Consider the following 26,696-nt stretch of genomic DNA (forward strand, 5'->3'; position numbering starts at 1 on the left):
CGGGACGTTCCGGTTAGCTCTTCATCTGCGTGACGGTCTGCAGCATCTGGTCGGACGTCGTCACGGCCTTGCTGTTGATCTCGTAGGCACGCTGCGTCTGGATCATGTTGACGAGTTCCTGCACGACGTTCACGTTCGACGCCTCGACGTAGCCCTGGTTGAGCACGCCCGCGCCGTTCAGCCCCGGCTGCGACACGTTCGGCGCGCCCGACGACGTCGTTTCCGCGAACAGGTTCTCGCCCTTCGCCTCGAGGCCGGTCGGGTTGATGAAGGTCGCGATCTGCAGCGAGCCGATCTGGACCGCGTTGCTCGAGCCCGGCTGCGTGACCGACACGACGCCGTCCTTGCCGATCGTCAGCGACTGCGCGTTCTGCGGCACGGTGATCGCCGGCAGGATCTGGTAGCCGCTCGACGTGACGAGCTGGCCCTGCGCGTTGGTCTGGAACGAGCCGTCGCGCGTGTACGCGTTGGTGCCGTCCGGCATCAGCACCTGGAAGAAGCCCGCGCCGTTGATCGCGACGTCCTTCGAGTTGCCGGTCTGCGTGAGGCCGCCCTGCGTGTACAGGCGCTCGGTCGCGACCTGCTGCACGCCGGTGCCGAGCTGCAGGCCCGACGGCAGCTCGGTCTGCTGCGTCGAGTTCGCGCCGGGCTGGCGGATGGTCTGGTACAGCAGATCCTCGAACACCGCGCGCGACGCCTTGAAGCCGTTCGTGCTGGTGTTCGCGAGGTTGTTCGAAATCACGTCCATCTGCGCCTGCTGCGCATTCATGCCGGTCGCGGCGATGTAGAGCGAACGATTCATTTGTCAGGTCTCCTGCGTGGGCTGGCGCGGGCGCTCAGCTGAAGTTGAGCAGCTGGTTCGCCGTCTGCTCGTTCTGGTCGGCCGTCTGGATCAGCTTCGACTGAAGCTGGAATGCGCGCGCGTTGTCGATCATCGCGACCATCGCGGTCACCGGGTTGACGTTGCTGCCTTCGAGCGAATTCGGCGTGACGACCACGTTCGGGTCGACGTCGGCCGGATTGCCGTCGGCGGTACGGAACAACCCGTCGTTGCCGCGCGTGAGCGTGGCCGGATCGGGATTGACGAGCTTCATCTGGTCGACGATCGCGACCGCCGTCGGCGGGTCGCCCGGCATCAGCGCGGACACCGTGCCGTCCTTGCCGATCGTCACTTCCGCGTTCGGCGGCACCGAGATCGGGCCGCCGTTGCCGACCACCGGCAGGTTGCTCGCGTTGACGAGCTGGCCGTTCTCGTCGACATGCAGGTTGCCGGCGCGCGTGTACGCCTCGCTGCCGTCGGCCGTCTGCACCGACAGCCAGCCCGCGCCCTGCACGGCGACGTCGAGCGGATTGCCGGTGCGCGTGATCGGACCCGGCGCGTAATCGGCGCCGGGCGTGGACGCGAGCACGTAGGTGCGCGTCGTCGTCGGGTCGATGTTGCTGCCGTCGCCGAAATTCATCGGCACCGCGCGATACGTCGCGAGCTGCGCGCGAAAGCCCGTCGTCGACGCGTTCGCGAGGTTGTTCGCGACCACCGCCTGCTGGTCGAGCGACTGCGACGCGCCCGTCATCGCCGTATAGATCAGTCGGTCCATGGCTGCCGGTTATCCGCGCTTACAGGTTGATGAGCGTCTGGTCGACGGTCTGCTGCGTCTTGATCGTCTGCGCGTTCGCCTGGTAGTTGCGCTGCGCGGTGATCAGGTTGACGAGCTGCGACGTGAGGTCGACGTTCGAGTTCTCGAGCGCGCTGCCCTGCAGCGTGCCGTGGTTCGTGCTGCCCGGCGCCGACACCTGGGGCACGCCCGACGCGGAGGATTCGGCGTACTGGTTGCCGCCGAGGTTCACCAGCCCGTTCGGGTTGTTGAAGTTCGCGAGCGCGATCAGGCCGAGCACGGCGGTCTGGCCGTTCGAGTAGTTGCCGGTCAGCTTGCCGTCGGCGCCGATCGAATAGGTGGTGAGCGTGCCGCTCGCGTAGCCGTTCTGCGCGAGGTTGTTCACGCCGTCCTTGCCGCCGTACTGCGTCGTGCCGGTCAGATCGAGCGTGAGCGATTGCGGCGTCGCCGAGCCGTCGGTGTTCGGCACGGTGAACTGGAACTGGCCGAGCGACGCGGTCGGCGCGGCCGGCGTGCCGGTCGTCGTGCTCTTGATCGCGCCCGACGTATCGAACGTGATCGTGCCGAGATCGGTCGTCGCGCCGCCCTGGACGCCCGCGTACGCTTCCCACGTGCCGGCCGCCGACTTCACGAAGTACATGTTGACCGGCTGCGAACCGCCGAGCGAGTCGTACACCTGAATCGCCGTCGAGTAGTTGTACGTCGTGTTGTCGGTCGCGCTGAACGGCGTCTTGGCGGGCACCGTGTCTTGCGAGTTCAGGTTGAACTGGCCGTTGATCTTGGTCGTCGCGGTCGGCGCGATGTTGTTGGTCGGCGCCTGCAGCGGCACGGTCTGCGCGGTGTTGATCACGCCGCCTGCGTTGGCCGCGTAGCCCATCAGGTTACGGCCCTGCGAGTCGACGATGAAGCCGTTCTTGTCGCGCTGGAACGTGCCGTCGCGCGAGTACGTCGTCACGCCGTTGTTCGACATCTGGAAGAAGCCGTTGCCGTTGATCGCGACGTCGAGCGACGAGTTCGTCGTATTGATCGTGCCCTGGCCGAACTGCTGCTGCACCGAGTTCAGCGACGTGCCGATGCCGATCTGCGTGTTGACCGACGTCGCGACCGAGTTCGCGTACATGTCGGCGAACTGCGCGGTGCTCGACTTGAAGCCGACCGTGTTCGCGTTCGCGATGTTGTTGCCGATCACGTCGAGCGCGTTCGATGCGCCGGCGAGGCCGCTCAGACCCTGTTGATAACCCATTTCGGTCTCCGTTACGAGAAAACTCGATCAGTTGGTGGTGGTGTCGCCGGACGTGGACGACTTGGTGTTCGGGAAGATCGACGCAACCTGGGTGAGCCCCACCGTCGTGCCGTTCGACAGCACGAGCCCCGCGGTGCCGTCCGCCTGCTTGACCACGCTCTGCACCTGCGAGGCCGCGAGCGTCGTGGCCGCCTGCGGCGTGCCGGCGCTGTTGGTGTACGACGCGCTGACCGTGTACTTGCCGTCCGGCAGCGCGTTGCCGGCCGCGTCGGTCGGCGTCCAGTTGAACGGCACGGTGCCGGCCGACTGCGCGCCCGCGTTGATCGTGTTCACGACGGCGCCCGCCGAGTTCTTCACGGTGATCGTCAGGTTCGACACCGAGCTCGCGAGCGACACGCCGAACGGCGACGCCGCGCCGCCCTTCACCGCGACCGAATTACCCGGCGCGAGCACGTTCGTACCGATCAGCAGCGCGGCCTGCGTCTGCTGGCCGGCCGCGAGCTGCGTCGACAGCGACGTGAGCGACGTGTTCAGTTGCGCGATGCCGCTCACCGTGTTGATCTGCGCGAGCTGCGACGTCATCTGCGAGCTGTCCACCGGGCTGGTCGGATCCTGGTTCTGCAGCTGCGTGACGAGCAGCTTCAGGAACGTCGCCTGCAGGTCGCTCGCCGACGTGCCGTTGGTCGACGACACGTTGTTGGTGTTCATCGTGTCGGTCGGCAGCGTCGACACGCTGGTGCCGTTGCCGCCGATCGTCGTGTTGGAGGAAGTCATCCTGGTGGCCTTCTGTCGGAACTGTCGGTCCGGGTCTCGGTAGGGAAAGGTCGGGCGGCGCGCGGCTTACGAGCCGATCGTCAGCGTCTTGAGCATCAGCGTCTTCGCGGTGTTCAGCGTCTCGACGTTGGCCTGGTACGAGCGCGACGCCGAGATCATGTTCACCATCTCCTGCACCGGATCGACGTTCGGCATCTGCACGTAGCCGTTCGCGTCGGCCGCCGGGTTCGCCGGGTCGTAGGTCGACTTCATCGGCGACGGGTCGTCCATCACCTTGGTCACGCGCACGCCGCCCACGCCCTGGCCGGACGCGGTGCGTGCACCGCCCACCGGGTCGGTCGCGAACACGACCTGCTTGGCCTTGTACGGCTTGCCGTCGGGGCCGGTCGCGCTGTCGGCGTTCGCGAGGTTCGACGCGGTGACGTTCAGGCGCTGCGATTGCGCGGACAGCGCCGAACCGGCGACGCCGAAGATGTTCATCAACGAAGGCATGGAGGCTCCTTGTGCTGGGTCCGGATTCGAAAGCGGCGCTTACGAGTTCGTCGTGATCGCGGCGATCATCGCCTTGATCTGCTGGGTCATCACGGTCATCCCGGTTTCGTAGTGCAGCGCGTTGTTCGCGAACTGCACGCGCTCGACGTCGAGATCGACCGTGTTGCCGTCGAGCGACGGCTGCAGCGGCATCCGGTATTGCGCGCGGCCGTAGTCGTCCGACGGGCCGCCGGTCGGGATCAGCTTCGCGGTGCCGGCCATGTGGCCCGGCGCCGTCGACACCATCGACATGCCGCTCGTCACGCCGGCCGGCGGCGCCATCGGCAGTTGCGCGGCGTTGCTCGGCGCCACGCCGCCGCTCGTCTGCTTCAGCGAGCGCGCGAGCGTCGACGCGAAATCGACGTCGCGGGCCTGGTAGCCGGGCGTGTCGGCGTTCGCGATGTTCGACGACAGCAGTTCCTGCCGGTAGGCGCGCACGTCGAGCGCCTGTCGGCCGAACGCGAATTCCGCATCGAGTTTGTCCAGCATGTGTGCGTCTCTCCGTATGAAGCGCTGCACGCCCCTCGCGCCGGATGTCGACCCGAGAGGCTTTTTTCCATGACAGCGATGGTAGGCGCGGGACGCAACCGGCAATCGGACGAATAACGCGGCAAAGCCCCCCTCTATTCATCGTTTGCGCGACGCCCCCGCTCCCTAGAATGCGAAGCGGATCAACGGATCGGGGGCAGGGCGATGACAGGCGGCGCACTTCGCGACAGGAACGGGCGGCTCACGCACGTCCGGCGTGCGTTCGCGCTCGCCGCGGCGCTGTGGATCGCCGCGCCCGCCGTGCACGCCGACGACGGGATGATCGTGATTCCCGGACGCGGCGAGACGGCCGAAACCGCGCTCGCGCACGCCAATGCGGCGAGCGGCGGGCAGTTTGGCGGGAATGAGGGAGTCGCTTCGACTTCGGGTGCGCAGCACGTGGCCGTCAGGGCGAGCGCCGCGGCCGGCGGCGGCTACGCGGCCCAACCGGCCGGCGCGATGGTCGTGACGAGCGTCCCGCCGCCGGCCGCTGCGCCGGCTCCCGCGCCGGCTCCCGTCTACGCAGCCGCCCGCGCGAACGCCGGGTACGGCGCGTCGCCGCGCGCGGCGGACCCCGCCGCCATCGCGACGGTCGTCGCCGGCACGGCCGAGCCTGCCTCGATGCCCGCGCGCCTGGCGCCGCAACCGGCAGCATCAGCCCGGCTGGCGGCGGCCCGTGCCACATCAGCCGCAGCGGCGCCGCGCACGGCAGCGGCTTCCGCGAACCCGGCCCCGGCTGCCGCCGCGGCCCAGCCCACGACGCCGCCCGGCCAGCAAGACCCCGAAACGATCCGGCGCGCGGCCCTCGCATTCCTGCAGCAGCAGATCGCCGGCCTGCCCGGCAAGACCACCGCGACCGTCACGACCGCCTTTCCGCGCGGGCTCGCCGCATGCACGACGCTCGAACCGTTCTTGCCGACCGGCGCGCGCCTGTGGGGCCGCACGACGGTCGGCGTGCGCTGCGCGGGCGAGCGGCCGTGGACCGTCTACCTGCAGGCGAAGGTCGCCGTGCAGGCCACCTATTACGTCGCCGCGCGCCAGATCGCGCCCGGCGAGCCGCTCTCCGCGGCCGACCTGGTCGCGCGCGACGGCGACCTGACGGTGCTGCCGCTCGCGGTGATCACCGATCCGGCGCAGGCCGTCGGCGCGACCGCGCTCGCACGCATCTCGGCCGGGCTGCCGCTGCGGCAGGACCTGCTGAAGAGCGCGGCGTCGGTGTCGGCCGGCCAGACGGTGCGGGTCGTCGCGGCCGGGCCCGGCTTCACGATTTCGGCCGAGGGCAGCGTGCTCGCGAATGCGGCGCCCGGCCAGTCGGTACGGGTGCGAATGGCGGCCGGGCAGATCGTCACGGCGATCGTCAAGGACGCCGGCACCGTGGAAATTCCGCTGTAGGGACGGATCTGCCGCAAGAATGTAAAGAATTGTTTATTCGGAGCCATTCGGGCTCGCGATGCTAAAGTTCGGGCCGACCCGGCCGTTATCTGGGTCAAACCGTACAGGAAACCCATCGTGAAGATCGATTCCACTCCGAAACCGAGCCCCCTCGCGCCGACCGGCAACGGCGCGGCCCGTGCGCAGTCCGGCACGGCCCAGTCGTCCGGGCAGGCAGCCGACGCAGGATCGACCGGCGGCGACACGACCGTGAACCTGTCGGGTCTGTCCGGCCAGCTGCGTTCGGTATCCGCGTCGGGCGACGCCGATATCGACGCGGGCCTGGTCCAGTCGATCAAGGACGCGCTGAACAACGGCACGCTGACGATCGACGCGAACAAGATTGCCGACGGCGTATTGAACACCGCCCGCGAACTGCTGCAGCAGCAGCGCCCGCAGGGCAGCTAATCCCGGCCTCGTGGCCGGTTCACCCGGTTTGCCGGCGCGCGCAGCACTTGTACGCACCGGCGTGACGAGCATGACGCGATGAGAGAAGAGCTGCTGGCCACGGTCAACGACGAACACGCGACGGTCGAAGCGTTCGCGTCCCTGCTCGTCTACGAGGAAAAGGCGCTGACGACGGCCGAGCCGCTCGAGATGCTGCCCGGGATCGTCGAGAAGAAAAGCGAACTGATCGACCGGCTCGCGCAGCTCGAACGCACGCGCGACACGCAGCTTTCCGCGCTCGGCTTTCCGGCCGGCAAGAAAGGCATGGACCAGGCGGCCGAGCACGATGCGCGCCTCGCGGGCCGCTGGCAACTGCTGCAACAGGCCGCCGAACGCGCGCGCCAGGCCAACGCGAACAACGGGATGCTGATCCGGATCCGGATGGACTACAACGAGCGCGCGCTCGCGGTGCTGCGCTCGGCGCCCGCGCCGGCCGGCGTCTACGGCCCGGACGGACGCGTCTCGGCGCTGACGCGCTGACGTCGCGCCGCGCGGCCGCCCGGCGGCCGCGCCCCTGCCTTCCCCTTCGTTACAACAGCGGACACGCGGTGACCTGCGTGCCGCGTTCCACGCACAGCCGCTCGTAGTCGCGCAGGTACGCGCGCTCGGCGTCGTCCAGCAGATCCAGATCGATCAGGTCCCAGTCGTAGCCGACCGTCACGATGTTCTCGAACGTCACGGTGCCGGGCTGCGCGTCGTCCGGCCGCACGATCACGATGTTCTCGATCCGCACGCCGCCCTTGCCCGGCAGGTAGATGCCCGGTTCGACCGAAATCACCGCATTCGGCACCAGCCCGTACTGCGCGCCCGGCGCGAACCGCACGCCGCCCTCGTGGACGTGAATCCCGACGCCGTGCCCGGTGCCGTGGCCGAAATCGTGGCCATGATCGCGGCACACCTGCCGCACCAGCGCATCGACGTCGCCGCCTTTCGCGGTGGCCGGAAAGCGCGCGGCGAGCCCCTTGATGCAGGCCTTCAGCGCGACCGTGTAGATCTCGCGCTGCCACGGCTGCGCGACCGTGTCCGGCTGCGTGCGGCGCAGCACGACGCGCGTGCAGTCCGTCGCGAAGCCGGCTTCGTAGTACGCGCCGCTGTCGAGCAGCACGAGTTCGCCTTCGGTCAGCTCGACGTCGGCGCTCGCCGCCGTGTAATGCGCGAAGGCGCTGTTCGCGCCGTTCGCCGCGATCGACGGAAACGACAGCGCGACCGCCGAGCGTGCGCCGTACGCGTCGTTGATCGTGCGCGCGAGGTCGTACTCGGTGTGGCGCACGCCCGGCTCGCCGGTCTTCGCCCAGCGCATCGTCTCGGCGATCGCCGCGGAGCTGCGCGCGAACGCGTCGCGAAAGTGCTCGAGCACCGCCGGCGCCTTGCTCGCCCGCAGCGCCTCGACCGGGTTGAAATCGGCATGCCGCGCATGCGGCCACACCCGGTTCACCGCGTCGACGAGCGCGCAGTTCACCGATTCGAAGCCGTAGCACACGTGCTCGACCGCGAACTGCGCGAGGAAGCGCTCGAGCGCTGCGACATCGCGCCGGATCACGTGCAGCGCCGGATATGAATCGAGCGCGACCTCGCAGCGGTCGCAGCCTTCCGGCAAGAACAACGCCACCTGCCCGCCGATCGCGAACAGGAAGCCGAGGTGCGACGACGCATTCGGGATGTGATAGCCGCGGCTGTTCAGCAGATACGCGAGATCGTCCGACGCGCAAGTGAAGAACGCCGTCTTGCCATCGGCCGCGCCGGTATGCGCGGCGAGCCGGCGGTTCAGCGCGTCGAGGTTTTGCGCGACGCTCAGGCCGGTCATCGCGGCCGGAATCTCGAAGATCGGCCGCTCGACGTTCCAGCCCGGCAGCGCGATCGCGCGGTCGATCTCGCGATCGGCGAGGCTCGCCCAGTCGAGCGACGCGGCCTGCGTCTGCTCGAACAGCCGGTTGCGCTGCGCGACGCTGATCCGCCGCGCGTCGTAGCCGACCCGCGCGAGCCGGCTCGCATGCGCGACCAGCCAGTCGGCCATCGCCTGCCAGATCGTCACGTTCATGCCGAGCTTCTCGACGCGCACGCGCGCCGGATCGCACTGCTCGTCGGCCTGGAAGTGATAGCGGCCGTCGACGAACAGCACGAACGGCGGCACGCCGAGCGCCTGCGCGGTCGCCGCGCTCAGGAAGATCCCGCAGCCGGCCGAGCCGTCGAAGCCGGACACCGCGTAGCGCGGGTTGTTGCTGCGCGGCAGGTACTCGGTCACGTAGTCGTCCTGCGACGTGATCAGCACCGCGTCGAGTCGCGCGGCATCGAGCAGGCGCGACAGGCCGGCCTGCGTATCGGCGACGGACGCGTCGTACGGGGGAAGGCCGGAGAAGCTGTATTTCAGTCGATCGATCATCGGATGCCCGTTATTCATCGTTGTCGGCGGCCAGCGGCGTGTCGCGGCGTCGCGCCTGCCTGACACGACACGTCGCCGCGGCGCAGGTCGCGCATGGCGCGACGCCGTTCCAGCGGCAGCCCTCGGGGGAATTTTTGTCTCACTTAACTTTGTTTGATGCGCGACAGAATCTAGAGCACGGCGAAATTGAGGTCAAGCCAAAATTTTCGTAGGACTAAAATCGGCGTGCGGCCCGCGGATCCCGGCACAACGGCCAATTCGCCCGGCGACACCGCGCGGTACAATGCGCCGGCCTCGCCGCCCCGGCAACCGCACCACCGCTGCGCCCGCGCCCCGACTCGTTGCCACGAAAGAGATTCATGGATTCAGACCTGATGCGTATCGGCCAGCGCATTCGCCGCCTGCGCCGGGAAGCGAAGAAGACGCTGCTGGAAGTCGCGACCGAAGCGAAACTGTCGGTCGGGTTCCTGTCGCAGGTCGAGCGCCATCTGACGGGCATCTCGCTGTCGTCGCTCGTCAACGTCGCGAAGGCGCTGGGCGTGCCGCTCGGCACGCTGATCGAGCAGCCGCGCCAGGCGCAGCCCGATTCGCACGAGGGCAGCCGCAAGCCGTATGCGCTCGACGCCGCGTCGCAGTGGTACGAGCGGCTGTCCACCACGTTCGACGGCAGCCAGATCAATGCGCTCAAGGTGCGGATGATGGAAGGCTACCGGTCGGAATGGGTCGCGCACGGCGGCGACGAATTCGTCTACGTGCTGGCCGGCCGCCTCTGCTACACGGTCGGCAAGAAGGATTACCCGCTGACGCCCGGCGACTCGCTGCACTTCGACGCGCGCAAGCGGCATCGCGTGGCCAATGTCGGCGACGGCCCGGCCGAGCTGATCGCGGTCAGCACGCTGCCGCTGTTCGATGACAGTCGTGCGGAATTCGTGTCCGCGACGACGGAAATCAGGCAGTCGAAGCCCGGCGAGCCGCGCGTGAGCCGCCGCGCGCCGGCGCCCGAACGGGATGACCGCGACGCCGCAGCGGCACGGCCGTCCAGAGCCGGCGCGGTCGACAAGAAGGTGTCGGCGAAGCCGCGCGCCGCCGCCGGCAAACGCCCGGCGGCCGCGACCCCGGCGCGCAGGAAGAAGCCGTAACGGCTGACGGGCGCGCACACCGCGCGCGCTGTTTCGCGCCCGCGCCGACTACTCGCCGATCGCGAGCGCCTGCGCGACGGCCTGGATCCGCGCGCGGTGCACGGCTTCCTTGATCTTCTCCGTGTCGTTGCCGATGCCGCGCGCGATCGCGCCGGCATCGACGCTGCGCGCGGCCGCGAGCGCGACGCGCAGCCGCTCGGCCTGCGGATACGGCTGCGCATCGAGCCCGAGCCGCCCGCGCGCATCCGATTCGCAGGCCTGCAGCAGCTCGGCGAAGCGCGCCGGCTTGCGCAGCGCGTCGCTGCGCTCGAACAGCCGCACCAGCGCGGCCGCGCCCATCTCCATCACGCGATGCAGGTTGCCGTGCTCGCGCGCGACCACCAGCGCGAGATCGCGGCATTCGTTCGGCACGCGCAGCCGCTCGCACAATGGCTTGAGCAGCTCGACGCTGCGGCCTTCGTGGCCGACGTGGCGCGGCAGCACGTCCGCGGGCGTCGTCCCCTTGCCGAGATCGTGCGTGAGCGCCGCGAAGCGCACCGCCAGCGAATAGCCCTGCTTCGCCGCGTAGTCGACGACCATCATCACGTGCACGCCGGTATCGACTTCCGGGTGGTAATCGGCGCGCTGCGGCACGCCCCACAGCGCGTCGACCTCGGGCAGGATGCGCGCGAGCGCGCCGCATTCGCGCAGCACCGCGAACATCCGCGACGGCGTCGCCTCCATCAGCCCGCGCGCGATTTCCTGCCACACGCGCTCGGGCACGAGCGCATCGACCTCGCCCGCGTCGACCATCCGCCGCATCAGCGCGAGCGTTTCGTCCGCGACCGTGAAATCCGCGAACCGCGCGGCGAAGCGCGCGATGCGCAGGATCCGCACCGGATCCTCGACGAACGCGTCGCTCACGTGCCGGAACACGCGCGCGCGCAGGTCGGCCTGCCCGTCGAACGGATCGATCACCGGGCCGACCAGCGTGCCTTCCGGGCTCACCTCGCGCGCCATCGCGTTGATCGTCAGGTCGCGCCGCGCGAGATCCTCGTCGAGCGTTACATCCGGCGCGTAATGGAACTGGAAGCCGTGATAGCCGGCTGCCGTCTTGCGCTCGGTACGCGCGAGCGCGTATTCCTCCTGCGTCTGCGGATGCAGGAACACCGGAAAATCCTTGCCGACCGGCCGGAAGCCCTGCGCGGTCATCTGCTCGGGCGTCGCGCCCACCACCACGTAGTCGCGGTCCTGCACCGGCACGCCGAGCAATTCGTCGCGGATCGCTCCGCCTACTGCGTAGATGTTCATGGCTGCGGTTCGTAGTCGGCGATCACGTTGGTTTCACGGCGCGCGGCATCGATCCACCGCTGCACCGCCGGCAGCGCCGTCACGCGCGCCGCATAGCCGGCCGCCTCCGGCGACAGCGCCGGCGCATACGTGTTGAAGCGCATCACGACGGGCGCATACATCGCATCGGCAATCCCGAATTCACCGAACAGGAACGGCCCGCCCGACGCCTCGATGCATTCGCTCCACAGCGCGTCGATGCGCGCGACGTCGGCGAGCGCATCGGGCGTCGCGCCGCGCCCCGGCATCGACGCGCGGATGCTCATGCCCATCTGCGTGCGCAGCGCCGCGAAGCCCGAATGCATCTCGGCAGATACGCAGCGCGCATGCGCACGCGCGAGCGGGTCGGCCGGCCACATCGGGAATTGCGGATAGCGCTCGGCGAGCGTCTCGGCGATCGCGAGCGAATCCCAGACCGCAAAGCCGTGGTCGTCGACCAGGCACGGCACCTTGCCGGTCGGCGAGTACTCGCGGATGCGCGCGGCCGTGTCGTCGCGGCGCAGCTCGACCACGATCTCGTCGAACGGGATGCCGAAATGCGTGAGCAGCACCCACGGGCGCATCGACCACGACGAGTAGTTCTTGTCTCCAATGACGAGCTTCATGACGGGGTTCCGGAAAAAACGCGAAAAAGGAAAAGAAAGGCGCCGGCCCACGGCGCCCCGCGGGTATCAGCGACGCGAGCGGAACCAGTCGAACCGCGAGCGCTTGGTCGCTTCGCCGAGATACGCGGGCGCAATGCTTTCGAGACTCGCGGGCGAGATCCCGAGTTCCGGCGCGAGCGGCCCCGACAGCACGTTCGGCACCGACATCGTCGCGAGATTGTCGCGCGTGAGCACCGGCTCGCCGGGCAGACATTCGAACACGCTCGCCTGCAGCCGCGCAAGCGCGTCGGGCAGCCGCACGATGCGTGCCTGCCGGCCGACCAGCGTGCCGCAATAGCGCACCAGTTGCTCGAGCGTGTAGACGGTCGGGCCGCCGAGCTCGTAGGTCTTGCCGTGCGCGCCCGCGAGATCGAGCGTGTTGACGAACGCGCGCACGACGTCGCCGACGAATACCGGCTGGAAGCGCGCGTCGGGCATCGCGAGCGGCAGCACGGGCACCGTGCGCTGCAGGTTCGCGAAAGTGTTGAGGAAGGCGTCGCCGGGGCCGAACACGACCGACGGACGGAAGATCGTCAGCGCGAGCGAATCGGTGGCCGCGACCGCATGCAGCGCGGCCTCGCCGTCGCCCTTCGAGCGCTGGTACATGCTCGCGCCGTGCGAATCGGCGCCGAGCGCGCTCATGTGCAGCACGCGCTGCACACCGACCTCCACGCACGCGGCGGCCAGCGCGGCCGGCAGCGCGACGTGCGCGCGCGCGAAGCCGGGCCCGTACGGCGTGCCGCGGCCGCCGTGCAGCACGCCGATCAGGTTGATCGCCGCCTGCGCGCCGGCGACGAAGCGCGCGAGCGTGCGCGTATCGAGCGCGTCGAGTTCGACGATCTCGACCGGCAGCATCTGCAGGTGGCGCGCGTGGTCGCGCCGCCGCGTGCCGATCCGCACCTGCTTGCCGGCGTCGATCAGCGCATTGACGAGCCGGCTGCCGATGAAGCCGGTGCCGCCCAGCAGCGCGACGGTCTGGCGATCCATGATGTGAGCCTCAAAAGAACACTGCCGCGTCTCGCGCGGCAGTGTGAAGATTGCTTATCAGGGCGAGATCATGCCTAGACGTTTCTTCAACGACTGCGGTTTGCCCTCGAAGAGCGCCGCGTAATAGACGGTATTCGACAGCACGTTCTTCACGTAGTCGCGCGTCTCGTTGAACGGAATCGTCTCCGCGAAGATCGCGCCTTCGACCGGCTGCGTCAACACCTGGCGCCACTGGCGCGGCCGGCCCGGGCCCGCGTTGTAGCCGGCGGTGGCGAGCACCGGCGAGCTGTCGAAGTTGTTGTAGATGTCCGCCAGATACCAGGTGCCGAGCTGGATGTTGGTGTCGATGTCGTGCATCTGCGCACGCGAGATCGAGCCCATGCCGAGCTTCTTCGCGACCATCTGCGCCGTCGCCGGCATCAGCTGCATCAGGCCGCCCGCGCCCACCGACGAACGCGCGCTGATGATGAAGCGCGATTCCTGGCGGATCAGTCCGTACGCCCACTCGACGTCGAGGCCCGTCGATTGCGCATAGCGTTCGACGATCGTGCGGTACGGCGACGGATAGCGCAGCGTGAAGTCGTGCTCGGCCTTCGTGCGGTCGGCCGTGTTGACCGTGCGGTCGAGCAGCTCGACACGCTTGCCGTATTCGGCGGCCGCGAGCAGCTGGCGATCGGTCATCCCGCGCAGCGGCCAGTTCCATTCGCGATTGCCCTCGAGGCGCAGGTTCAGCGCGTAGAAGCGTTGCGCGAGCGCGAAGCCCGGAATCTTGCCCATCGCATCGATCTCGGCGTCGCTCACCTTCGTGCGCGGCGGGATCGTCGTGCGCTGGCCGAGCTCTTCGCCGGCCAACTGCCCGTAGAAGTTGAACTGGCCGGCGACCTGCTCGAATTCCTGGTTCGCCTGCAGCGTGTCGCCGCTCTGCTTGAGCGCGCGCGCATGCCAGTAGATCCACGCCGGATCGTTGCGCAGCGACGGCGGCATCTGCTCGATCGACCAGCGCACCATCGGCCAGTTGCCGGCGAGCAGCGCGGCGCGCGTGCGCCATTCGTAGCCCGGGTTCGACAACTGTGCATTCGCCGATTTCGCGTACCAGACCGACGCCATCGGCGAGCGCTTGATCGCGCCCTGGTAGCCGATCGCGCCCCACGCGATCGCCTGTTCCTGCTTGGTCAGCGAAGGCGCGACCGTCGTCAGCATCCCGGCGGCCGCGTCCGGGTCGTTGCGCGCCATGCGGCTCAGTGCGATCAGCGCGATCTGATGCGACGCGGCATCGGGGCCGACGCCGCGCGCGAGATACAGCGGCGGCGCGCTCGTCGCCTGGTCGAAGCCAACCGGGCGCGGGCCGAGCGCGTCGACGATCTTGCCACCGAGCGTCGTGTAGTTCTGCTCGTACGCGAGGCGCGCCTGCTGCCACACGTCGTCGCTCGTGAACTGCTGGTTGACGGTGAGCGCGGTGATCAGGTCGACGCACGCATCGCCGTAGTTCTTCGGCTCGACGAGCAGCGCGCGCGCCGCCTCGGCGACGTTCTCGTTGCGCGCCGCGCGCGATTCGAGCGCATAGCACTTGACCTGCGTGTCGTCGTCGAGCACGAAGCGCTTGTACTGGTCGTCGAAATTGCGCCAGTCGTGGCGCGCGCCGAGCACGAGCAGGTAGTCGTTGCGCAGGCGGTCGGCGATCGCCTGGCCATCGTAGCGCTGCAGGAACGACTGCACGGGCGCGTCCGGCGCATCGACGCGCGCGCGGCCCGTCGAATCGAACAACTGCGGCTTGATCTGGAAATACTCGACGTAGGACGGAACCGGATAGTTCGGGATCATCGACGCGAGCTGCGCGGCCTTCGCGGCGTCGTTGCGGCGTGCGGCTTCGCGAAGCTGCACGAAGATCTGGTCATCCCCGGGGAGCGTGTCGTCGTTCGGCGCGGCGCATGCGGCCGTGCCCGCGACGAGCGCGGCGGCAGAAAGCGCCAGCGCGACCGCGCGATATACTCGGAAAAGGCTGTTCGACATCGTTATGAATGGAGCACGAAGTGAGCGAAAGCATAGCACGCAACCCTGTGCCGAACCCGAAGGTTGCGCTGCGCAAAACGCTGTCCGGCGCCCGTCGCGACGCCGCGTCGCGGCCCGCCGCGAACGCCGCGCTCGACGCGCGGCTGCGCACGCTGCTCGACCGTCTGGCGCCGCGCACGGTCGGGTTCTACTGGCCGCTGCCGGGCGAATTCGATGCGCGCGACGCGGTGCTCGCATGGTGCGCGGCGGGTGCCGGCCGGTGCGCCGCGCTGCCGGTGATCGGCGAGCGGCACACGCCGCTCGCGTTCCACGCGTGGGACGCGCACACGCCGATGCGCGAAGGTCATCACCGGATTCCCGAGCCGGCGTCGGGAATCGTCGTCGTGCCCGATCTTTTGCTGATTCCCTGCTTGGGATTCGATCCGCAGCGCTACCGGCTCGGCTATGGCGGCGGCTACTACGACCGCACGCTCGCCGCGTGGCCGGGCGACGCGCTGCCCGTGACGGTCGGCATCGCGTACGAAGCGTGCCGCGTCGATGCGCTGCCGGCCGAAGCGCACGATCTCGCGCTGCGCTGGATCGTCACCGACGGCGCGCTCTACCCGGCCGCCGGATAATGCCGCGCGCGGCGCCGCGATCGTCGCCGCCTGCCCGTGAGCGCGTCGTCGCGCCCGCCCCTTTCCGCAATCGTTTACAGCGATGCCGCCGCGCGCGCGGCCGTGTCGTAGAGGCCCGATGCGTGGCGCAGCAACTGCGCCGCGTCGCCGATCTGCGCGTTGGTGAGGCCGCTGTCCTTCAGCGTCTCGATCAGGCAGTGCTCGCGCACTTCGCGGTACTTCAGGCACAGGTCGCGACCCGCGTCGGTCGCGAAGAAGAACACTTCCTTGCCGTTCTTCTCGCTCTTCACATAGCCGCGGGCGATCAGTTTTTTCAGCGCATAGGTCGCGACGTGCGTATCCTCGATATTGAGCACGAAGCAGATGTCGGCGAGCTTCTTCTTGCGTTCGCGATGGCTGACGTGATGCAGCAGCGAAACCTCGACCGCCGTCATGTCCTTCGCGCCCGCCGCCGACATGCAGCGCACCATCCAGCGGTTGAACGCGTTGCCGGCCATGATGAGCCCGTATTCGAGCTCCGACAGCTCCGCGCTCGAATCGGAAACGAGGTGTTCGGATGACACGATCTTGGTCGCAGGACGCTTCATGGAAAGGCGGCGCAAGCCGGATGACAGGATGTGCCCGAGTGTACGCCAGAAGCCCCGGCATACGAGCTAGGCGAAAACGCTTATTGAGAAGTTGTCGATATTTTATCGACAATGTGCGCTAACATTGCCGTCCGAACCGTGCCAGTCCGATGACGCAACCCCGCATTTATCCGCTCGGCGATGCCGCCCTCGTCTGCGAGGTGCCGCCACCCGCCACGCTCGATTGCCAGCGCCGCGTCTGGGCCGTGGCCGAGGCCGCGCGCGCGTGGCCCGACGTGATCGACGTCGTTCCCGGCATGAACAACCTGACCATCGTGTTCGACGCGCTCGCCGCGACGGCCGACTCGCTCACGCCCGCGCTGCGCGACGCGTGGGAGACCGCCGACGTCGAGCACGCGGACGGCCGCGAGGTCGAGATCCCGGTCGAGTACGGCGGTGCCGCCGGCCCCGACCTGGCCGCCGTCGCCGCCCACACGGGCCTGTCGGCCGACGAGGTCGTCGCGCGCCACGCGGCCGGCGCCTACGTCGTGTTCTTCGTCGGGTTCCAGCCGGGCTTCGCGTATCTGGGCGGCCTCGACGCGTCGCTGCACACGCCGCGCCGCGCGGCGCCGCGCCTCGAGGTGCCGGCCGGCTCGGTCGGCATCGGCGGCGCGCAGACGGGCATCTACCCGGCCACGTCGCCCGGCGGCTGGCAACTGATCGGCCGCACGTCGCAGTTGCTGTTCGATCCGGCGCGGCCGCAGCCGACGCTGCTGCTGCCCGGCGACCGCGTACGCTTCACCATTGCGGGAGTCGACGCACGATGACCCAGAGCAACGCACCGGGCACCATCGAGGTCGTGCGGGCCGGCCCGCTGTCGACCGTGCAGGATCTCGGGCGCCGCGGCACACGCCATCTCGGCGTCGCGCAGGGCGGCGCGCTCGACGGCCTCGCGCTCGAAGTCGGCAACCGGCTGGTCGGCAACCGCCCCGACGCGGCAGCCGTCGAAATCACGATCGGGCCCGCCACGTTCCGCTTCACGCGCGCCACCCGCATCGCGATCACCGGCACCGAGTTCGGCGCGACGCTCGACGGCAAGCCCGTGCATTCGTGGTGGAGCCTGCCGGTCGACGCCGGGCAGACGCTCGTGCTGCCGGCCGCGAAACGCGGCATGCGCGGCTACCTGTGCATCGCGGGCGGCATCGACGTGCTGCCGATGCTCGGCTCGCGCAGCACCGATCTCGCGTCGCGCTTCGGCGGCCTCGGCGGCCGCACGCTGCGCGACGGCGACCGGCTCCCGGTCGGCGTGCCGCCGGCCGGCGCGGGCTGCCTCGCGGCCGATGCGCCCGAATTCGGCGTGAAGGCGCCGGCGTGGTGCGCGTTCGTGCGCGTCGACGAGCCGCCGCGCCGTCACCGCCCCGCGCATGCGCCGTGGGCGATGCCCGTGCGCGTGCTGCCGGGCCCCGACTACGCATCGTTCGCGGCCGATTCGCAGCAGGCGTTCTGGAACGAGGAATGGCTCGTCACCGCGAACAGCAACCGGATGGGCTATCGGCTCGCCGGCGCCGAGCTCGTGCGCGAGCGGCCGGTCGAGCTGCTGTCGCACGCGGTGCTGCCCGGCACGATCCAGGTGCCGCCGAACGGCCAGCCGATCGTGCTGATGCACGACGCGCAGACCACCGGCGGCTACCCGAAGATCGGCACGGTGATCCGCGCCGACCTGTGGAAGCTCGCGCAGGCGCGGCTCAACCTGCCGATCCGCTTCGTGCGCACGACACTCGACGCCGCGCGCGCCGCCCTCGTCGCGGAACGGGCGTACCTGCGGCAGATCGACATCGCGATCGAGATGCGCGAGGAAGCGCGCCGCCGCGCGCAATCGCGCGCGGCGTGACAATGGCGGAAGCAGCAGCGAAAGACGCGCCACGCAACCAGTGGACGAGGAACATCATGGAAATCGATCTGAATGCCGATCTCGGCGAAGGATGCGGATCGGACGAGGCGCTGCTCGACCTCGTCACGTCGGCGAACATCGCATGCGGATGGCACGCAGGCGGCGCGAATGCGATGCGCGACTGCGTGCGCTGGGCCGTGCAGAAAGGCGTGTCGATCGGCGCGCACCCGAGCTTTCACGATCCGGAGAATTTCGGCCGCAAGGAAATGCAGCTGCCGGCCGGCGACATCTATGCGGGCGTGCTGTACCAGCTCGGCGCGCTGTCGGCGATCGCGCAGGCCGAGGGCGGCCGCATCGCGCACGTGAAACCGCACGGCGCGCTGTACAACCAGGCCGCGCGCGACCCGATGATCGCCGACGCGGTGGTGTCCGCGATCCACGACTTCGATCCGTCGCTCGCGGTGTTCGGCCTCGCGAACAGCGTGTTCATCGCGGCCGCGCGCCATGCGGGGCTCGCGGCGGTGGAGGAAGTGTTCGCCGATCGCGGCTACCGCGCGGACGGCTCGCTGGTGCCGCGCAGCCTGCCCGGCGCGTTGATCGACGATGAAGACGCGGTGCTCGCGCGCACGCTCGACATGGTGCGCAACCGGCAGGTGCGCGCGCTGAGCGGCGAATGGGTGCCGCTCAATGCGCAGACCGTCTGCCTGCATGGCGACGGGCCGCATGCGCTGGCGTTCGCGAAGCGGATTCGCGCGGCGCTCGAGGCCGCCGGCGTCGACGTCGTGGCGCCCGGCGCGCTGCAGGCCGGCGAAGGCGCGTAACGCAGCATTCGGGAATGCATTCGGCGCATTGCCCGCACGCCGCACGTTTTCGCCGCACCAAAGAAAAAAGCGCCCTCGTGGCGCTTTTCCGTTGGCGCAATCGCTGCGGCTTCGCCGTCTGTCGATTCACCCCCCGAAACCGTCTTTCGACGGTGACCGGAAAAATATTCCGGATTAAAAAACGTCCGCCGCCGCCCGATCACTGCCTTCCCCGGTCAGACGACGGAACGTCGCTTATCTGCAAGTCGGCCCGCATGCATGTGTTGTTCGACGACGATTGGCCCCGCCGTGCATGCAGACTCTCCGCGGCCGGCACGTGCTTCACGTGCCGGCGACGCTCACCCCGCGCTTTATTTCTGCTACCCCGTAGAACTTATCTATTCTTTTCATTTTTTCAACTTGTGGGATGAAGAATAGATATCGGCCGAACGGGATGTCAATCGTTTTAAACGCTATTTTCCGACGATTCAAGGGTTTTCCTTATCGAGCGACGCCACCGCGCACGCGCCTCGCGCGGCGCGCGCGACGTCGATCAAACAGGGGAAGATCAATGCGGGCAGCCGGGCGCGATCAGTTCGCGTCGACCCGGTATCCTTGCTGGCGCAACAATTCGAGCACGCCGCGCGAGCCGCCCAGATGCAGCGCGCCGATCGCGACGAACAGCGGCCGGTTCGGCGCGGCGATTGCCGTCATCCGTGCAACGAAGCGCCGGTTGCGCTCGTACACGATCTTGTTGTCGAGCGACGCCGACAACGCCTTCGAACGCGCGAGCCGTTCGCTCTTCGCGACGGCCCATGCGGAGATCGCATCGGCGTCGCCAATTCGCCACAGTCGGTGCAGCGCCTTGATGTCGTCGGCGTTCTGCGCGGGCGTCTGCACCATGTCCTGCGCGAGCATCTCGCGCTGCTCGGCGAGCGTCAGCCCGGTGAACGCGCGCATCTGTTCGGCGAGCGTCTCGAGCCCGATCACGCGGCCGCCCTTCTTCTTCAGGAACACGTTCTGCAGTTGCGCCTCGGTGCCGTATTCGGTCTGCAGGCCGGCCGACAGCGAATCGTAGGTCTCGACGACGAGCGCCGCGAGCCACGGCCGCATCTTGCGGATCTCGGCGAGCGCGGCCGGGTTGCCGCGCAGGCGCGCCGCGAGCCGCTGCCACAGCGGCTCGGGCAGCAGGCGCTGCAGGCACGGGTAGCGGCACACGCCGTACTTCGACACGTCGTCCTGCGATTCGAGCAGGTCGTCGGGCGACAGTTCGAGCGCAAGCGTCGGCGACGCGGCGAGCGCCGCGAGGATGCGTGGCCGGAACGGCTGCGCGCTCGGGTAATCGGACGGATCGCCCGTGTGCAGCGCGCCGAGCACGTAGAGCGTGACCTTGCCCTTGGTCGCGACGTAGAACGGCATGCGCGCCGGCTGCACGCGCACGGTGCCGCTCGACACCGTGCCGTCGGACACGGCCGGCGCATGGAAGCCCGGCAGGCTCATGCCGGGCGGCGGAACCTGCGACGGATGAATCGGCGAAGTCGCCGGTGCACGCCCTTCGGCGCGCGCCGGTTCGACGGGCACCACGACGCTGGCCGCCACGCACGCGCCGGCCAGCGCCGCGCCCGTGACGGTACGCACGCTCCAGCGCCGCGCGCAGCGGTACGCGCGCATCGCGCGCGCGCCGCCTGCCCCCGCACGGCGCACGCCGGACACGCGCGCCGCCAACGCTTCAGGCATTCGCCTCCCCGACCTCCTCGGCGCGATGGCAAGCCACGCGCCGGCCGTCCACTTCGCGCAATTGCGGCTCCTCGACGCGGCACCGCTCGACCGCATACGGGCAGCGCTGGTGGAACGCGCAGCCCGACGGCGGATTGAGCGGCGACGGCAGCTCGCCCTGCAGCTTGATCTGCACGCGGCGGTCTTCCTCGAAGATCGCCGGCGTCGCCGACATCAGCGCCCGCGTGTACGGATGGCGCGGATGCGCGTAGATCGTCGCCTTGTCGCCGAGCTCGGCGACGCTGCCGAAGTACATCACCATCACGTCGTCCGCGACGTGCTCGACCACCGACAGGTTGTGCGAGATGAACACGTAGCTCGTCTTGAACTGCTCCTGCAGATCCATGAACAGGTTCAGGATCTGCGCCTGGATCGACACGTCGAGCGCGGACACCGGCTCGTCGGCGACGACGATGCGCGGATCGAGGATCATCGCGCGCGCGATCGCGACCCGCTGGCGCTGGCCGCCCGAGAACATGTGCGGATAGCGCTTCGCGTGCTCGGGCCGCAGGCCGACCGTGCGCATGATCTGCGCGATGCGCGCGGCGCGCTCGGCGGCCGTCAGGTTCGTGTTGATCTCGAGCGGCTCGGAAAGCGTCTGCTCGACGGTCTTGCGCGGGTTCAGCGACGCGAACGGGTTCTGGAACACCATCTGCACGCGGCGGCGCAGGTCGGCGACCGTCTCGCGGCTCGCACCGGCCACGTTCTTGCCGTCGATCGTCAGGCTGCCCGCCGTGGGCGTCTCGATCATCGTGAGCTGGCGCGCGAGCGTCGACTTCCCGCAGCCCGACTCGCCGACGACGGCGAGCGTCTTGCCGCGCTTCAGCGAGAACGACACGCCGTTCAGCGCCTTCACCGTGCCCTGCCCGAACATCCCGCGCTTCACCGAATAGTGTTTCGCGAGGCCGTCGGCCACCAGCACCGCTTCCTCGTCGTGCGATGCGCGAGGCGTTTCATTGACTACGTTCATCGTGAACTCCTGTCGACCGGAGTTTGCGCTTTAGCGCTTACTCCGGTCCCATGCAAAGCCGTCAGGTCGAGGTTGGAAACATTGAGCGGCTTGATGCAGCGCGCGCGCATCGCATCGTTGCCCGACACCAGCGTGTCGAGCGCCGGCCGCGCCTTGCGGCAATCGTCGACGACGTACTTGCAGCGCGGCGCGAACAGGCACCCGGACGGGCGATCATCGCGGCCCGGCACCATGCCGGGCAATGCGGCAAGGCGACGCGCCCCCTGATTGTGCTCGGGAATCGCCGCGAGCAGCGCTTCGGTGTACGGATGATGCGGCGCGCGGAAGATGTCGGGCACGCGGTTGGTCTCGATGATCTCGCCCGCGTACATCACCGCGACGCGATGCGCGACCTCCGACACCACGGCCAGATCGTGCGAGATCAGCACGAGCGCCATCCCGCGTTCCTTCTGCAGCTTCACGAGCAGATCCATGATCTGCGCCTGGATCGTCACGTCGAGGGCGGTGGTCGGCTCGTCGGCGATCAGGAGCTTCGGGTTGCACGCGACGGCCATCGCGATCATCACGCGCTGGTTCATCCCGCCCGACATCTGGTGCGGGAACGACGCGATGCGATTCTTCGCATCGGGAATGCCGACCTGGTCGAGCAGTTCGAGCGCGCGCCGGTGCAGCGCGTCGCCGCGCAGGCCTTCGTGCAGCTTCAGCACCTCCTTGATCTGGTAGCCGACCGTGTAGCTCGGGTTCAGGCTCGTCAGCGCGTCCTGGAACACCATCGCGATGTCCTTGCCGACGATCTTGCGGCGCGCCTTCGGCGACGCCTTCAGCAGGTCGACGCCGTTGAACGTGACCTCGTCGGCCGTCACCTTGCCGGGCGCGTCGATCAGGCCCATCAGCGCCATCATCGTCACGCTCTTGCCCGAGCCCGATTCGCCGACGACGCCCACCACCTCGCCCGGCGCGACCGACAGGTTGATCCGGTCGACCGCGGGCAGGCCGTTGAAGTTCACCGCGAGATTGCGGATGGTCAGAAGATTGTTGCTCATGTCAGGCCATCCGCTTCAGTTTGGGGTCCAACGCGTCGCGCAGCCCGTCGCCGAGCAGGTTGATCGCGAGCACCGAAATCAGGATCGACAGGCCCGGCATCGTCACGATCCACCACGCGTTGTCGATGTAGTCGCGCGCGGAAGCAAGCATCGCGCCCCACTCGGCGGTCGGCGGTTGCACGCCGAGACCGAGGAAGCCGAGCGCGGCCGCGTCGAGAATCGCCGACGAAAAGCCGAGCGTCGCCTGCACGATCAGCGGCGCCGTGCAGTTCGGCAGCACCTGCGAGAACATCAGGCGCAGCGTGCCGGCGCCGGCCACGCGCGACGCGGTCACGTATTCCTTCTGCAGCTCGCCGAGCGCCGACGCGCGCGTGAGACGCACGTAGGCCGGCAGCGCGACGATCGCGATCGCGAACATCGTGTTGGTGAGGCCCGGGCCGATGATCGCGACGACCGCGACCGCGAGCAGCAGCGACGGCAGCGCGAGCAGCACGTCCATGATGCGCATCACCGGCGTGTCGGCCCACTTCTGGAAGAACGCGGCGACGAGCCCGAGCACGATCCCGGGGATCAGCGCGAGCACGACCGACACGAAGCCGATCCAGAACGACATCCGCGCGCCGAACATCAGCCGCGAAAGAATGTCGCGGCCCGCTTCGTCGGTGCCGAGGATGAATTGCCAGTTGCCGCCGGCGAGCCACGCGGGCGGAATCTTCACGTAGTCGCGGTATTGCTCGACCGGGCTGTGCGGTGCGATCAGCGGCGCGAGCAGTGCGACGACGATCAGCACGATCACGACGATGCCCGCGCCGACGGCGCCGCGGTTGCGCGAGAAGTTGGCCCAGAACTCGCGCAGCGCGAGCGCACGGCCGCCGGCCGGTGCGGATTCGCTCGGCAGGGTATTTTGCAGATTGCTCATGGGATTACCTCGTGTGGCGGATGCGCGGATTCAGCACGCCGTACAGCAGGTCGACGACCAGGTTCACGACGATCACGAGCGTCGCGATCAACAGGATGCCGCCCTGGACGACCGGATAGTCGCGGCGGCCGATCGCATCGATCAGCCACTTGCCGACACCGGGCCACGAAAAGAGCGTCTCGGTCAGCACGGCGCCCGCAAGCAGCGTGCCGATCTGCAGGCCGATCACGGTGACGACCGGGATCAGCGCATTGCGCAGCGCATGCACGACGACCACGCGCACGGGCGACAGCCCCTTCGCGCGGGCGGTGCGGATGTAGTCCTCGCGCAGCACTTCGAGCATCGACGAGCGCGTCATCCGCGCGATCACCGCGAGCGGGATCGTGCCGAGCACGATCGCGGGCAGGATCAGGTGGCTCACCGCCGACTTGAACGAGCCTTCGTCCGGCGCGAGCAGCGCGTCGATCAGCATGAAGCCGGTCGGGTGCGGGAAATCGTATTCGACCGCGATGCGCCCCGACACGGGCGTCCAGCCGAGAGTCGACGAGAACACCATGATGAGGATCAGCCCCCACCAGAAGATCGGCATCGAATAGCCGGTGAGCGCGGTGCCCATCACGCCGTGGTCGATCACCGAGCCGCGCCGCAGCGCGGCGATCACGCCGGCCGGCAGCCCGACCGCGAGCGCGAACACGAGCGCGCACAGCGACAGCTCGACGGTCGCCGGGAAGCGCGCGAAGAATTCGCCCGCGACGCTCGTGTTGGTGATGATCGACGTGCCGAGGTCGCCGTGCAGCGCCCGGCCGATGTAGTGGACGTACTGCAGGGGCAGCGGCTCGTCGAGCCCGAGGCGTTTCATCGCCTCTGCGTGCATCGCGGGATCGACGCCGCGCTCGCCCATCATCACTTCGATGGGGTCGCCCGGTATCAGGTGAATCAGCGCAAACGCCAGGATGGTGATGCCGATGAAGGTCGGGATCACCATCCCCACGCGGCGCAACACGAATCTGAACATGATGCGTCTCGTATTTTCTTGTGGGAAATGTGCGACCGGCGACGAAGGGCTTTTGGCCCCTCGCCGCCGGATGATTTCAAGCCGGTTTTCTCAATGACAACAGCTTACGCCAGCCCGGTTACTTCACGCTGACACCGTCGAAGCGGGCATAGCCGAGCGGTTCGATACGCATGTCGACCACGGTCTTGCGCACCGGCTGATAGACCGTCGAGTTCGCGATCGGCGAGAACGGCAGCTGTTGCGCGAAGATCTGCTGCGCCTGCGTGTAGAGCTTCGTGCGCGCATCCTGGCCCGTCGTCGTGCGGCCCTTCTGGACCAGTTCGTCGAACGGCTTGTAGCACCAGTGCGAGAAGTTGTTGCCCTTGATCGCCTCGCAGCCGAGCAGCGTGCCGAGCCAGTTGTCCGGATCGCCGTTGTCGCCCGTCCAGCCGATCAGCATCGTGTCCTGCTCGCCGCCGTGCGCGCGCTTGATGTACTCGCCCCACTCGTACGTGACGATCTTCGCCTTCACGCCGATCTTCGCCCAGTCGGCCTGGATCATCTCGGCCATCAGGCGGGCGTTCGGGTTGTACGCGCGCTGCACGGGCATCGCCCACAGCGTGATCTCGAAACCGTTCGGGAAGCCAGCCTTCGCGAGCAGCGCCTTCGCCTTCGCGGTGTCGTAGGCCGGCATCTTCAGGTTCTTGTCGTACGACCATTGGGTCGGCGGCATCGGCGCGGTCGCGGCCTGGCCGGCGCCCTGGTAGACCGACTCGAGGATCGCCTTCTTGTTGATCGCCATGTCGAGCGCCTGACGCACTTCGAGCTTGTCGACCGGCTTGTGCTCGACGTTGTACGCGAGGTAGCCGAGGTTGAAGCCGGCCTGCGACGGCATGTCGACGTTCGAATCGGCCTTCAGGGTCGCGATGTCGGCCGGGCGCGGATAGCTCATCACCTGGCATTCGTTGCGCTTGATCTTCTGCACGCGCACGCCCGGGTCGGGCGTGATCGAAAAGATCAGCTTCGAGACCTTCACCGCGCCCTTCTTCCAGTAATCAGGATTGCCGTCGAAACGGATCGTCGCGTCCTTCGTGTAGCTGCGGAAGATGAACGGGCCCGTGCCGACCGGCTTCTGGTTGATGTCGGCGGCCTTGCCGGCCTTCATCAGCTGGTCGCCGTATTCGGCCGACAGGATCGACGCGAATTCCATCGCCATGTTCTGGATGAACGGCGCATTCGGCTCGGCCAGCGTGAACTTCACGGTGTACGGATCGACCTTCTCGATCTTCGTGATCAGCTTGTCGAGGCCCATGTCGGTGAAGTACGGGAACGACACCGGGTACGCCTTGCGGAAAGCATTGTTCGGGTCGAGCATGCGCTCGAACGAGAACACGACGTCGTCCGCGTTGAATTCACGCGTCGGCTTGAAGAAGTCGGTCGTGTGGAACTTCACGCCGTGGCGCAGGTGGAACGTGTACACCTTGCCGTCGGACGACACGTCCCACTTCTCGGCGAGGCCCGGCTCGACCTTCGTGCCGCCGCGCTCGAATTCGACGAGGCGGTTGTAGACGGTGAACGTGGCGGCGGTGAAATCGACGCCGGTCGTAAATTGCGCGGAATCGAAACCCGCCGGGCTGCCTTCTGAGCAGTAGACGAGCGTTTTGTTCGGGATCTGTGCGAATGCAGAGCCCGCGACGCCGAGCGATGCCGCTGCCACGCCTGCAATGGCGGTAACACGCAGGGTGTGCAACAGACGGTTGTATTCCATGTTTCCTCCAGGTCTCCAGATCGGAACCGGTCCCGCCAGGGAGCCGGCGTACGCGGATATTACTTGAGCTAGCGATCCGGCAACAAGCTGGAGAAAAAACTCTTCTAGACGCGCACGCACGGGTTTTTGCCGATGTCTGACGCGAATGAAAGATGCGAAAACGCGCGCGAGCGACCGTTCCGTTCATCTCGCGCATGTTTCGTTCGACGACTAAACAATTCGGACGCGAACACGAAGGTCCGGCACACGATTTTCATGGTTTGGCCGGCTATCGTTGCGTTTTGCGAAATGATGCG

The 26,696-nt window shown here is 68.3% G+C and carries 26 protein-coding genes; 8 read left to right on the forward strand and 18 right to left on the reverse strand.

All coding sequences use genetic code 11. The features are described 5' to 3' along the window. Positions 1–13 precede the first annotated feature (13 nt). The 6 genes from flgG to flgB all read right to left on the reverse strand — a co-directional run bounded on the left by flgG (position 14) and on the right by flgB (position 4,650). Positions 14–802, reverse strand: coding sequence for a flagellar basal-body rod protein FlgG (gene flgG / locus HWW87_RS27485; RefSeq protein ID WP_174390313.1), 789 nt, complete (start codon positions 800–802; stop codon positions 14–16). Positions 803–836: 34 nt separating this feature from the next. Then, the gene (gene flgF, locus HWW87_RS27490) at positions 837–1,595 is read right to left on the reverse strand and encodes a flagellar basal-body rod protein FlgF (RefSeq protein ID WP_175822953.1); all 759 of its coding nucleotides are present in this window, start codon (positions 1,593–1,595) and stop codon (positions 837–839) included. 19 nt (positions 1,596–1,614) lie between these two features. Further along, the gene (flgE, locus tag HWW87_RS27495; RefSeq protein ID WP_175822954.1) at positions 1,615–2,856 is read right to left on the reverse strand and encodes a flagellar hook protein FlgE; all 1,242 of its coding nucleotides are present in this window, start codon (positions 2,854–2,856) and stop codon (positions 1,615–1,617) included. A gap of 27 nt (positions 2,857–2,883) precedes the next feature. Further along, a complete protein-coding gene (locus HWW87_RS27500) occupies positions 2,884–3,630 on the reverse strand; it encodes a flagellar hook assembly protein FlgD (protein WP_175822955.1) in 747 nt (248 codons plus the stop codon). A gap of 66 nt (positions 3,631–3,696) precedes the next feature. Then, a complete protein-coding gene (gene flgC / locus HWW87_RS27505; RefSeq protein ID WP_174433294.1) occupies positions 3,697–4,122 on the reverse strand; it encodes a flagellar basal body rod protein FlgC in 426 nt (141 codons plus the stop codon). A 39-nt stretch (positions 4,123–4,161) separates the two neighbouring features. Next, positions 4,162–4,650, reverse strand: coding sequence for a flagellar basal body rod protein FlgB (flgB, locus tag HWW87_RS27510; RefSeq protein ID WP_175822956.1), 489 nt, complete (start codon positions 4,648–4,650; stop codon positions 4,162–4,164). A gap of 204 nt (positions 4,651–4,854) precedes the next feature. Here flgB and flgA point away from each other — a divergent pair, with 204 nt between their 5' ends. The 3 genes from flgA to HWW87_RS27525 all read left to right on the forward strand — a co-directional run bounded on the left by flgA (position 4,855) and on the right by HWW87_RS27525 (position 7,047). Beyond that, positions 4,855–6,081, forward strand: a complete 1,227-nt coding sequence (flgA, locus tag HWW87_RS27515; RefSeq protein ID WP_175822957.1) for a flagellar basal body P-ring formation chaperone FlgA — start codon at positions 4,855–4,857, stop codon at positions 6,079–6,081. A 117-nt stretch (positions 6,082–6,198) separates the two neighbouring features. After that, complete coding sequence (flgM, locus tag HWW87_RS27520; RefSeq protein WP_175822958.1) at positions 6,199–6,528, forward strand: flagellar biosynthesis anti-sigma factor FlgM; 330 nt, start codon at positions 6,199–6,201, stop codon at positions 6,526–6,528. A gap of 78 nt (positions 6,529–6,606) precedes the next feature. Further along, complete coding sequence (locus HWW87_RS27525) at positions 6,607–7,047, forward strand: flagellar protein FlgN (protein ID WP_174390138.1); 441 nt, start codon at positions 6,607–6,609, stop codon at positions 7,045–7,047. A 49-nt stretch (positions 7,048–7,096) separates the two neighbouring features. On the opposite strand, the gene HWW87_RS27530 is transcribed toward HWW87_RS27525, so the two are convergent. Beyond that, positions 7,097–8,947, reverse strand: coding sequence for a M24 family metallopeptidase (locus HWW87_RS27530; protein ID WP_175822959.1), 1,851 nt, complete (start codon positions 8,945–8,947; stop codon positions 7,097–7,099). A gap of 359 nt (positions 8,948–9,306) precedes the next feature. Here HWW87_RS27530 and HWW87_RS27535 point away from each other — a divergent pair, with 359 nt between their 5' ends. Then, positions 9,307–10,086, forward strand: coding sequence for an XRE family transcriptional regulator (locus tag HWW87_RS27535; protein ID WP_175822960.1), 780 nt, complete (start codon positions 9,307–9,309; stop codon positions 10,084–10,086). A gap of 48 nt (positions 10,087–10,134) precedes the next feature. On the opposite strand, the gene HWW87_RS27540 is transcribed toward HWW87_RS27535, so the two are convergent. The 4 genes from HWW87_RS27540 to HWW87_RS27555 form a co-directional block, all read right to left on the reverse strand. Then, positions 10,135–11,376 carry a multifunctional CCA addition/repair protein gene (locus HWW87_RS27540; protein ID WP_175822961.1) on the reverse strand — a complete coding sequence of 414 codons (1,242 nt, stop codon included), beginning with the start codon at positions 11,374–11,376 and terminating at the stop codon, positions 10,135–10,137. Further along, positions 11,373–12,020: a glutathione S-transferase family protein gene (locus HWW87_RS27545; protein ID WP_175822962.1), complete on the reverse strand. Its 648-nt coding sequence runs from the start codon at positions 12,018–12,020 to the stop codon at positions 11,373–11,375. The genes HWW87_RS27540 and HWW87_RS27545 overlap by 4 nt, the downstream gene beginning before the upstream one ends. 66 nt (positions 12,021–12,086) lie before the next feature. Then, positions 12,087–13,046: a complex I NDUFA9 subunit family protein gene (locus HWW87_RS27550; RefSeq protein ID WP_175822963.1), complete on the reverse strand. Its 960-nt coding sequence runs from the start codon at positions 13,044–13,046 to the stop codon at positions 12,087–12,089. A 57-nt stretch (positions 13,047–13,103) separates the two neighbouring features. Further along, positions 13,104–15,056, reverse strand: a complete 1,953-nt coding sequence (locus HWW87_RS27555; RefSeq protein WP_175822964.1) for a lytic transglycosylase domain-containing protein — start codon at positions 15,054–15,056, stop codon at positions 13,104–13,106. A gap of 8 nt (positions 15,057–15,064) precedes the next feature. On the opposite strand from HWW87_RS27555, the gene HWW87_RS27560 reads away from it, so the two are divergent. Beyond that, positions 15,065–15,673, forward strand: coding sequence for a 5-formyltetrahydrofolate cyclo-ligase (locus HWW87_RS27560; RefSeq protein ID WP_175822965.1), 609 nt, complete (start codon positions 15,065–15,067; stop codon positions 15,671–15,673). Positions 15,674–15,747: 74 nt separating this feature from the next. On the opposite strand, the gene HWW87_RS27565 is transcribed toward HWW87_RS27560, so the two are convergent. Beyond that, complete coding sequence (locus HWW87_RS27565) at positions 15,748–16,260, reverse strand: winged helix DNA-binding protein (protein WP_208449967.1); 513 nt, start codon at positions 16,258–16,260, stop codon at positions 15,748–15,750. Between the two features lie 149 nt (positions 16,261–16,409). Between HWW87_RS27565 and pxpB the strand changes: the two genes are divergently transcribed. From pxpB to pxpA, 3 genes are read left to right on the forward strand one after another with little or no spacing between them, the layout of a single operon-like run. Beyond that, positions 16,410–17,066: a 5-oxoprolinase subunit PxpB gene (pxpB, locus tag HWW87_RS27570; RefSeq protein ID WP_175822966.1), complete on the forward strand. Its 657-nt coding sequence runs from the start codon at positions 16,410–16,412 to the stop codon at positions 17,064–17,066. Beyond that, a complete protein-coding gene (locus HWW87_RS27575) occupies positions 17,063–18,130 on the forward strand; it encodes a biotin-dependent carboxyltransferase family protein (RefSeq protein WP_175822967.1) in 1,068 nt (355 codons plus the stop codon). The genes pxpB and HWW87_RS27575 overlap by 4 nt, the downstream gene beginning before the upstream one ends. A 56-nt stretch (positions 18,131–18,186) precedes the next feature. Next, the gene (gene pxpA, locus HWW87_RS27580) at positions 18,187–18,951 is read left to right on the forward strand and encodes a 5-oxoprolinase subunit PxpA (RefSeq protein ID WP_175822968.1); all 765 of its coding nucleotides are present in this window, start codon (positions 18,187–18,189) and stop codon (positions 18,949–18,951) included. Between the two features lie 570 nt (positions 18,952–19,521). Here pxpA and HWW87_RS27585 read toward each other — a convergent pair. The 6 genes from HWW87_RS27585 to HWW87_RS27610 form a co-directional block, all read right to left on the reverse strand. Next, entirely contained in the window at positions 19,522–20,667 is a 1,146-nt protein-coding gene (locus HWW87_RS27585) for a TraB/GumN family protein (protein WP_175822969.1), read from the reverse strand. Beyond that, positions 20,660–21,676, reverse strand: coding sequence for a peptide ABC transporter ATP-binding protein (locus HWW87_RS27590; RefSeq protein WP_175822970.1), 1,017 nt, complete (start codon positions 21,674–21,676; stop codon positions 20,660–20,662). Before HWW87_RS27590 ends, HWW87_RS27585 begins: the two co-directional genes overlap by 8 nt. Further along, entirely contained in the window at positions 21,673–22,719 is a 1,047-nt protein-coding gene (locus tag HWW87_RS27595) for an ABC transporter ATP-binding protein (protein ID WP_175822971.1), read from the reverse strand. Before HWW87_RS27595 ends, HWW87_RS27590 begins: the two co-directional genes overlap by 4 nt. Position 22,720: 1 nt before the next feature. Next, complete coding sequence (locus HWW87_RS27600) at positions 22,721–23,638, reverse strand: ABC transporter permease subunit (protein WP_174390124.1); 918 nt, start codon at positions 23,636–23,638, stop codon at positions 22,721–22,723. 4 nt (positions 23,639–23,642) lie between these two features. Next, positions 23,643–24,653 carry an ABC transporter permease subunit gene (locus tag HWW87_RS27605; protein WP_175822972.1) on the reverse strand — a complete coding sequence of 337 codons (1,011 nt, stop codon included), beginning with the start codon at positions 24,651–24,653 and terminating at the stop codon, positions 23,643–23,645. 118 nt (positions 24,654–24,771) lie between these two features. Then, complete coding sequence (locus tag HWW87_RS27610; RefSeq protein ID WP_174434571.1) at positions 24,772–26,400, reverse strand: ABC transporter substrate-binding protein; 1,629 nt, start codon at positions 26,398–26,400, stop codon at positions 24,772–24,774. Positions 26,401–26,696 lie beyond the last annotated feature (296 nt).

Source organism: Burkholderia sp. BCC0419 (assembly GCF_902830285.1).
GTDB lineage: Bacteria > Pseudomonadota > Gammaproteobacteria > Burkholderiales > Burkholderiaceae > Burkholderia.